The 6945-nt window shown below is 32.9% G+C and carries 10 protein-coding genes; all 10 read left to right on the forward strand.

The window, feature by feature from the left end; translation table 11 throughout:
* Positions 1 to 5 precede the first annotated feature (5 nt).
* The 10 genes from ACMHJW_RS12210 to ACMHJW_RS12255 all read left to right on the forward strand — a co-directional run bounded on the left by ACMHJW_RS12210 (position 6) and on the right by ACMHJW_RS12255 (position 6774).
* Positions 6 to 1106 (forward strand): Clp protease ClpP, encoded by a 1101-nt coding sequence (locus ACMHJW_RS12210; RefSeq protein WP_413533697.1) that lies wholly within the window; start codon positions 6 to 8, stop codon positions 1104 to 1106.
* On the forward strand, positions 1106 to 2008 hold the full coding sequence (locus ACMHJW_RS12215; RefSeq protein ID WP_413533698.1) for a hypothetical protein: 903 nt from the start codon (positions 1106 to 1108) through the stop codon (positions 2006 to 2008). The genes ACMHJW_RS12210 and ACMHJW_RS12215 overlap by 1 nt, the downstream gene beginning before the upstream one ends.
* 2 nt (positions 2009 to 2010) lie before the next feature.
* A complete protein-coding gene (locus tag ACMHJW_RS12220; RefSeq protein ID WP_413533699.1) occupies positions 2011 to 2226 on the forward strand; it encodes a hypothetical protein in 216 nt (71 codons plus the stop codon).
* Positions 2213 to 3448: a DUF2586 family protein gene (locus tag ACMHJW_RS12225; RefSeq protein WP_413533700.1), complete on the forward strand. Its 1236-nt coding sequence runs from the start codon at positions 2213 to 2215 to the stop codon at positions 3446 to 3448. The genes ACMHJW_RS12220 and ACMHJW_RS12225 overlap by 14 nt, the downstream gene beginning before the upstream one ends.
* Positions 3448 to 3870: a hypothetical protein gene (locus ACMHJW_RS12230; RefSeq protein WP_280063209.1), complete on the forward strand. Its 423-nt coding sequence runs from the start codon at positions 3448 to 3450 to the stop codon at positions 3868 to 3870. Before ACMHJW_RS12225 ends, ACMHJW_RS12230 begins: the two co-directional genes overlap by 1 nt.
* 29 nt (positions 3871 to 3899) lie before the next feature.
* The gene (locus tag ACMHJW_RS12235) at positions 3900 to 4217 is read left to right on the forward strand and encodes a hypothetical protein (protein ID WP_280063210.1); all 318 of its coding nucleotides are present in this window, start codon (positions 3900 to 3902) and stop codon (positions 4215 to 4217) included.
* A gap of 193 nt (positions 4218 to 4410) precedes the next feature.
* A complete protein-coding gene (locus ACMHJW_RS12240) occupies positions 4411 to 5076 on the forward strand; it encodes a DUF6046 domain-containing protein (protein WP_413533701.1) in 666 nt (221 codons plus the stop codon).
* 2 nt (positions 5077 to 5078) lie between these two features.
* On the forward strand, positions 5079 to 6083 hold the full coding sequence (locus ACMHJW_RS12245; RefSeq protein ID WP_280063213.1) for a hypothetical protein: 1005 nt from the start codon (positions 5079 to 5081) through the stop codon (positions 6081 to 6083).
* A 2-nt stretch (positions 6084 to 6085) separates the two neighbouring features.
* Positions 6086 to 6571: a hypothetical protein gene (locus tag ACMHJW_RS12250; protein ID WP_413533702.1), complete on the forward strand. Its 486-nt coding sequence runs from the start codon at positions 6086 to 6088 to the stop codon at positions 6569 to 6571.
* Positions 6571 to 6774: a hypothetical protein gene (locus ACMHJW_RS12255; RefSeq protein WP_413533703.1), complete on the forward strand. Its 204-nt coding sequence runs from the start codon at positions 6571 to 6573 to the stop codon at positions 6772 to 6774. The genes ACMHJW_RS12250 and ACMHJW_RS12255 overlap by 1 nt, the downstream gene beginning before the upstream one ends.
* The last annotated feature ends 171 nt before the right edge of the window (positions 6775 to 6945 follow it).

The following is a 6945-nucleotide window of genomic DNA, read 5'->3' on the forward strand; positions in this document are numbered from 1 at the left end:
AAAAAGTGATTTTAGCAGTAGATGATAATGTAATTAGAGCAATAGGTATTATTTGGGAAGGTGACGGTGTTTACTTCACACGTGTACTTAATGAAGTTGAACGATTACACAATAATATAGTTATCAAACTCCACACTTTCGGAGGTAGTGTTTTCGATGGAAACTTGATTTATAATGTATGTAATGCATCTACAAAAATTGAACGACTTGAAATTATTGGTATAGCTGCATCGATGGGAGCGATAATCAGTCAATCTCGCAAAAATGTTTATATGGTTAGAAATGGATTTATGATGATTCATCCTCCATCGGGCTATGCTAACGGTACTGCAAAAGATTTAAAAGCAACGGTAAATCTATTGGAACAAATGGAGAAAAACTTTTGTAATGATTTGAGTGCAACAACTGGAAAAACTACAAAATGGATTCAAGAAAATTGGTTAGATGGTTCTGATCATTGGTTTTCTGCGGAACAGGCATTGAAAGAAAACTTAATTGATGGGATTATTGAAAATGAAACAGAGGTTGACCGATTTGACCCATCAGAAATAGAAAACGAAAACGAGGTTTATGCACGTTATGCAGCCTTGTATATTCCAAATATTACTAATAATAAAATTGAAACAGACGAAATGAAAAAAGAAGTCATTGAAGCTATGAATTTACAAGGCGTGAACGAAAACAGTTCAGATACAGCAGTAATTCAGGCACTCGTAACGAGATATTCAGCTTTAGAAAAGAAAGATGAAGATTATAAAAAAGAACTTGCTGATTTACAAGCAAAACTTGACGAACAATCAAATGGAGCTGTTGCATCTATTATTGCTGAAGCTGTAAAAGCAGGTAAAATCAAAAAAGAAGATGAGCCAACTTATGAGGCTATTGGTAAAACTTCTGGAGTAGAAGCTTTGCAAACAGTTTTTGCTAATATGAATGTCCGTAAACCTATTGCTGGTCAAATTAACGGTGGAACAGACGCTAATTTGGATAGAGCAAATTGGGACTTTGATAAATGGCAAACAGAAGACCCACGAGGTTTTGAAGCATTAGCAAATCAAGATCCTGAAAAATTTAAAACATTGTTTAACGCTAAATACACAAAATAATGGCTGGAGTATATAGAGAAATTTGGACTGGCGAATTAGTCGAAGGATTTAGACCTTTTGTTGACGCATCATTTTTAATCAACATTACTGACTATTCTGAATTTGTTACAAGTTCAAGAAATGGAGAAAATGAGGTAATTCATTTAGTTGATATTGGTGCTGATCCTGAGGTATTAATTAACAATACAGCTTATCCTATCGGTTACTCTGAATTAGAAGATGGCGACATTGCTTTTAATTTGGATAAATACCAAACAGTAGCTACAAAAGTTACGGATGATGAGTTGTATGCTATTACTTACGACAAAATTGCAAAAGTAAATGAGAAGCATCGTTTGGCAATTCTTACAAAGAAATTTGGAAAAGCAATTCATGCAATTGCACCAAAATCGAAATCAATCGATACACCAGTAATTGGAACAACAGGAGCTACAGAAGCAGGTAAGAAAGTTGCGACTTTGAAAGATATTATTGATTTGGCAAAAGCAATGACTGATGCAGGTGTACCAAATGATGGTAAACGAATTTTAGTTTTAGACGATTCGCATTTATTTGATATTCTGAAAGAAGATACAAATCTGTATAAAAATTATGTCAATGTAGCTACTGGTCAATTATTGCCCTTGTTATATGGTTTCAAAGTGTATTCGTACGGAAACAATCCTTTTTATGCAGGAACTACAAAAGCAAGTTACGGAGCTGTTTATGACGATGCTACTCACAGTAAAGCGTCTATTGCTTTTTATGCTCCTGATATGTTCAGAGCAGAAGGTAAAACGAAAATGTATTTCGATGAGCCTGATACACAAACTCAATCATCAGCAGTCAATTTTAGTCACTATTATTTAGTAGCACCTAAAAAAGACCGTGCAATGGCAGCATTAGTTACTACAAAAGCTTAATTATGAAATTACAAGATCAAGCAAAAAAAATATTTTCTCAAAGCTCACATGATGAGCTTTGGGCAAATAAATCAGGAGAATTTTTCAGTTCAAAAAATCTTGCTGAACTGAGTTTAAAGAAAGGTCAAAAATTGACTTCGTTCAAACGTGATGATAAAGCGTCTGAAAAACAAGAAGTAAAGGAAGATTCAAAAGATAAAGCAAATGAGCAATCTTAATGGAGTTACAACGAAAAAAGGAAAAGTTGGTGCAAATCGTACCAATAACAAACGTGCTGTTTCAGGATTAGTTATTGCATCGGTTGTATTGGCAGGTTTAGGGTTCAATACACCTGTAACCATTTACAATGTTGAAGATTTAGACCAATATGGTTTAGATGCAGATTTTGACAAAACAAATAATGTTAATGTTTACCGTCATATTTCGGAGTTCTACAGAATGGCTGGCGCAGGTACTGAATTACATTTTATGTTAGTTGAGCAATCATCAAACCTTAAAACGTTAGTTCAATCTGAAAGCGTAAAAACATTATTGGCTTATGCAGATTATGAAATTCGTCAAATTGCATTTGCTCTTAATCCTACAGAAGCACCAGCGGTTGTTGACGGAATGCCAACCGATGTTATCGAAGCAATTCCATTGGCACAAGGTTTAGCAGTTTGGGCATTTGAGCAAAATATGCCTTGTCAAATCTTTTTAGAAGGTTACGGATTAGATGGAAATTCAAATGTTGTTGAGGATTTACGAGCAATCGAAAATGTAGAAGCGACAAAGGTTTCTGTAGTAATTGGTCAAGATTGGAAATATGCAGATTCTAAAACTGGTTTAGCACAAAATTTTGCTGATGTCGGAACTGTTTTAGGTGTTTGTTCATCTGCTAACATTGCTCAAAACATTGGCGACAATGAAGCATTTGATTTGAACGACTCAACAAAAGATGCTTGGATGATTGCAGGATTATCTAATCATAAAAAGAATACAGAAATCTACACACAGCTTCAGACTTTTGAAGATAAAGGATATATTTTCGGATTGTCTTATGCTGGTTTAGCAGGTATTCGTATCAATAACGATCATGTTTGCGCTCCAATTATTGTTGACCAAGAAGGCAATATGAATGAGCATACAATTGCTTATGGACGTGTAATGGATGATGCAATTCGACAATTACGATCAGTTTATTTACCTAAAATCAAAAAGACTTATCCAGTTGATGAAGAAGGTAAATTATTAACTCGTGCTTTAGTTTCATTAGAACAAATTGGCGATGATGTTTTTGATGAAATGCAAAATGCAAATGAGCTTTCACTTGGTAAAACAACAATTGACCCTGATAGTGATTTACTCGTAAAAAAAGAATTGCTTGTAAGTTACAAGATTGTACCAATGGGAACACTTGGAGAAATTACAGGAACTATTAACATTAAAAATAGTTTATAATGGCAAAAATTACACGAAACGGAAAGTCTTACGATAGTGTTGATGTAAAGTGTAACATCAACGGTGTTGATATTGAAGTAACATCATTAACATACGGAAATGAGCAAGAACATCAATTAAATTGGACGCTTGGTTCATCAGAAGCAACCTCTTGGAGTACAGGTAAAAGAACGCCTAACGCTTCTATGGGAGTAATGATGCACGATATTACACCATTAGAAACTGCAATGATTGGTAGAAGTATTTTAGACATCAAACCATTTTATTTGATTGTCTCTTTTACAAACGAATACAATTTACTTGTAGTAGATCGTCTTTTGGTAAAATTTACAAAAGAAGGTCGAGAAGTTACAGGCGAAATGGGGCTTAAAATGGATTATCCATTATTTGCTTTGAAAGTAGACCTTAACATGAAAGCATAGTTTTAAACCCTTTTTAAATACATTTTAAAATGTCAAAAAATCAAAAAGAATTAACACCTGAACAAATTGAAAAAGCAGGTGGAGAAAATAATTTACGTCGATTAACATTAGTAGATTCTAATGATAACGAAGTTCAAGTAATTGCAAAAGTTCCAAGTAGAACAACCATTGGTGAATATTTAAAATTTGCTAATGTTAACCCAACTAAAGCACAAGAAATCTTGATTAATCAATCCTTGCTTACAGATAAAGATTTGGTTAAATCAGATGATTTATTGTTTTTATCTGCTGTAGCTGGTATTGCTGAGATCATGCCATTGGGAACTGCTAAAGTGGAAAAGTATTAACCGATTGTACCGGACTGATAGAAGATGATGGGTATGATCAAATTTTTAAAATCAATGCTTATATCTCTCATTTTCTACACATACCATTTCCTGAACAATTGGATGATGATACTTGGGCGATGAAATGGGCACAAGTGAAATGGTTAGCAGATAAAGGCATTTTGTCTTTGAGTAAAAAAGAAATAGAATAGAAATGAAGAAAACTCAAATAAACCTTTCCGCTCGTTATGCAGCTGCTTTTGGAGTAGTTTCTATGATTGATAAAGTAAAAATCAAAGAACAACAAACTAATGATTATGGTTTAGATTTTTATCCTGCTCGTTATTCTGATTTTGAAAAAGTAGTTTTTGAAATCGATTTTACAGAAAAGGATGGAAAGCGTTACACTGAAAGTCTTGAGTTTTCAACGGTTTTAACTGGTGCTTGGGGTAATATTTTTGCACCGCCACTAATGATGACTTTTTCACAAGAAAAGTCTTTGATAGAAACAGAGGTTAATGATGATGATCCTGTCGTAATTGAGCGTTGGGGAACTAAACCATGGAATATTGAAATTAAAGGATTATTGATTGATTTAGATGAGCGTGTTTATCCAAATGCTGAAATTGAGCGATTAAATACTTTATGGTCGAAAAATACAATAATTGCAGTTGAAGGTTTACAATTCGATGAGAAAAATATTGATGCAATTTATTTTAAATCGATTGAATTTTCACCGCTTGAAGGTTTTCAAGATACTATACAATTTAGTATTAGTGCAAGTTCTATAAAATCAGTTGCATTTACGCTTGGTAAACCCGATGTGAAATTTGATTTCGGATCAGTAGAAGTATTTCAAGAAGACGGAACAGTTTTTTGATTATGAATTATTTGTATTACAATATTAATCTTAAAATAAAAATCGGTAAACGAGTTGAATTTTATCGTTGTCAATCTATCCAAATAGAACGAAGCGTTCAAACTTTGATAAATACAGCTAAAATCATTTTACCTCGTGAATATCGAAATGCGGTTGATGAAAACGGAAACGCAGTTGATTTACACGGAAAATCGATTTTAGATTTTATTAAGCGAAAAGATAAAGTCGAAATTTCTTTCGGTTATGACGGTCATTATTCAAAAGAGTTTGTCGGTTATGTAACTAAAATAGGTGCTGATGCTCCGCTTGTAATAGAATGTCAAGACGAAATGTTTATGCTAAAATCGGCGAAACGTTATTCAGGATATTTTAAAACAGGAAGTGTAAAAGATATTTTGAAAGCTGTTATTCCTTCAAAATATGAGGTTGTATATGATGCAAATTATTTTGTTGGAAAATGGAAAATAGAAGATGCTACGCCTTACGAAGTTTTATCTGAATTGAAAGAAAAAGGATTTATCCGTGCATGGTTTAGTAATGATGGAAAATTAAACGTTGGGATGATGTTAGATTTTAAACCTCGCAAAGTTCACTCTCTTAATTTTTCGCAAAACATACGCCGAGGCTCTGATATTAAGTTCGAACGAAAAGATGCTAAACAGCTTTATTTAACTGTAAAATCTGATCAGAAAGACGGTTCAACTATTCAGCATTCTTTCGGAGAAAAAGGAGAAAACGAATTAACAATAAGTCGTCCTGGTCTAACAAAAGCAGAGTTAAAATCTTTTATCGAAAATTTTTATAAAGCCAAAGTTTTTGATGGATTTGATGGTACGATAAACACGTGGTGTTATCCATTAATCAAAGAAGGTGATGCTGTTGATGTAGTACGTCCGTATTATGAGGATAGACATCAAGATGGACGATACTTTGTTGAAAGCGTTACAATAGATGTGAGCGGTTCTGAAGGTATTCAAAGAGCCTTAAAAATTAGTTATAAGTTGTAATTATGGAATTTGAAGAATTATTTGAAAAAGCGGTAAAAGGTACAAATAAAAAAGGAGTTCAACGATTTCCAATTATGATGCAAACGGTAACAGAAGTATCAGAAACAACATGTACAACGGCTGATGGTATTGATGATATTCGATTAAATGCAATTGATGCAGATTTAGATTCTAAAATTACTATTTATCCAAAGATAGGTTCTAAAATCATTTACGGACGATTGAATGATACAGATGATTTATTTGTATTGAAATATTCAGAAATAGACCGAATTGTTATCAAAATGGATAATCAAATATTTGAAATGAAAGATGGAAAATTCAGAATATTAAATGCTGAAACCAATCTTAAAACTGTTTTAAACGATTTGTTTTCTACTCTCGAAAATGCAATAATTCAGACGCCAAGTGGAGCTGGTAAATTCATTGATTTGAACAAACAAAAATTCAAATCACTTAATCAACATATTGATAAACTTTTATTTTAATGGCTTTAAATGACGAACAATTAGTACAGCATATTATTTCGATTCAAGACGAAATGATTCAGTCAGAAAATTACGAAGAAAGTAAACATATTTACGCTGAAAAATTGATGCAAGCAATTAAAGATTATCTAATGTCATCAATCATTCAGATAACAGGAACATCAAGCCAAGGAGCTTTTACAGGAACAGGTAAAATTGAGTGATGAAAGATTTTAAACGTACAGACGATTTAGACATAGAAATTAAGAATGGCGACTTTGTGATTGATGAAAGTGATCAACAACATATCGAAGATATTTTCATCGCTCAGAAAGGAGAATTTAAAGAGTTTCCACAGGTCGGGTTTGGTGCAATAAATTACATCAAAACAAATG

Origin of the sequence: Empedobacter brevis, assembly GCF_965118635.1 — a bacterium.
Lineage (GTDB): Bacteria > Bacteroidota > Bacteroidia > Flavobacteriales > Weeksellaceae > Empedobacter > Empedobacter brevis_A.

What these genes read in the sequence shown, in the direction of transcription:
- ACMHJW_RS12215 (WP_413533698.1), top strand. Translation starts at nt 1,106, where the DNA reads ATGGCTGGAGTATATAGAGAAATTTGGACTGGCGAATTAGTCGAAGGA.
- ACMHJW_RS12220 (WP_413533699.1), top strand. Translation starts at nt 2,011, where the DNA reads ATGAAATTACAAGATCAAGCAAAAAAAATATTTTCTCAAAGCTCACAT.
- ACMHJW_RS12225 (WP_413533700.1), top strand. Translation starts at nt 2,213, where the DNA reads ATGAGCAATCTTAATGGAGTTACAACGAAAAAAGGAAAAGTTGGTGCA.
- ACMHJW_RS12230 (WP_280063209.1), top strand. Translation starts at nt 3,448, where the DNA reads ATGGCAAAAATTACACGAAACGGAAAGTCTTACGATAGTGTTGATGTA.
- ACMHJW_RS12235 (WP_280063210.1), top strand. Translation starts at nt 3,900, where the DNA reads ATGTCAAAAAATCAAAAAGAATTAACACCTGAACAAATTGAAAAAGCA.
- ACMHJW_RS12240 (WP_413533701.1), top strand. Translation starts at nt 4,411, where the DNA reads ATGAAGAAAACTCAAATAAACCTTTCCGCTCGTTATGCAGCTGCTTTT.
- ACMHJW_RS12245 (WP_280063213.1), top strand. Translation starts at nt 5,079, where the DNA reads ATGAATTATTTGTATTACAATATTAATCTTAAAATAAAAATCGGTAAA.
- ACMHJW_RS12250 (WP_413533702.1), top strand. Translation starts at nt 6,086, where the DNA reads ATGGAATTTGAAGAATTATTTGAAAAAGCGGTAAAAGGTACAAATAAA.
- ACMHJW_RS12255 (WP_413533703.1), top strand. Translation starts at nt 6,571, where the DNA reads ATGGCTTTAAATGACGAACAATTAGTACAGCATATTATTTCGATTCAA.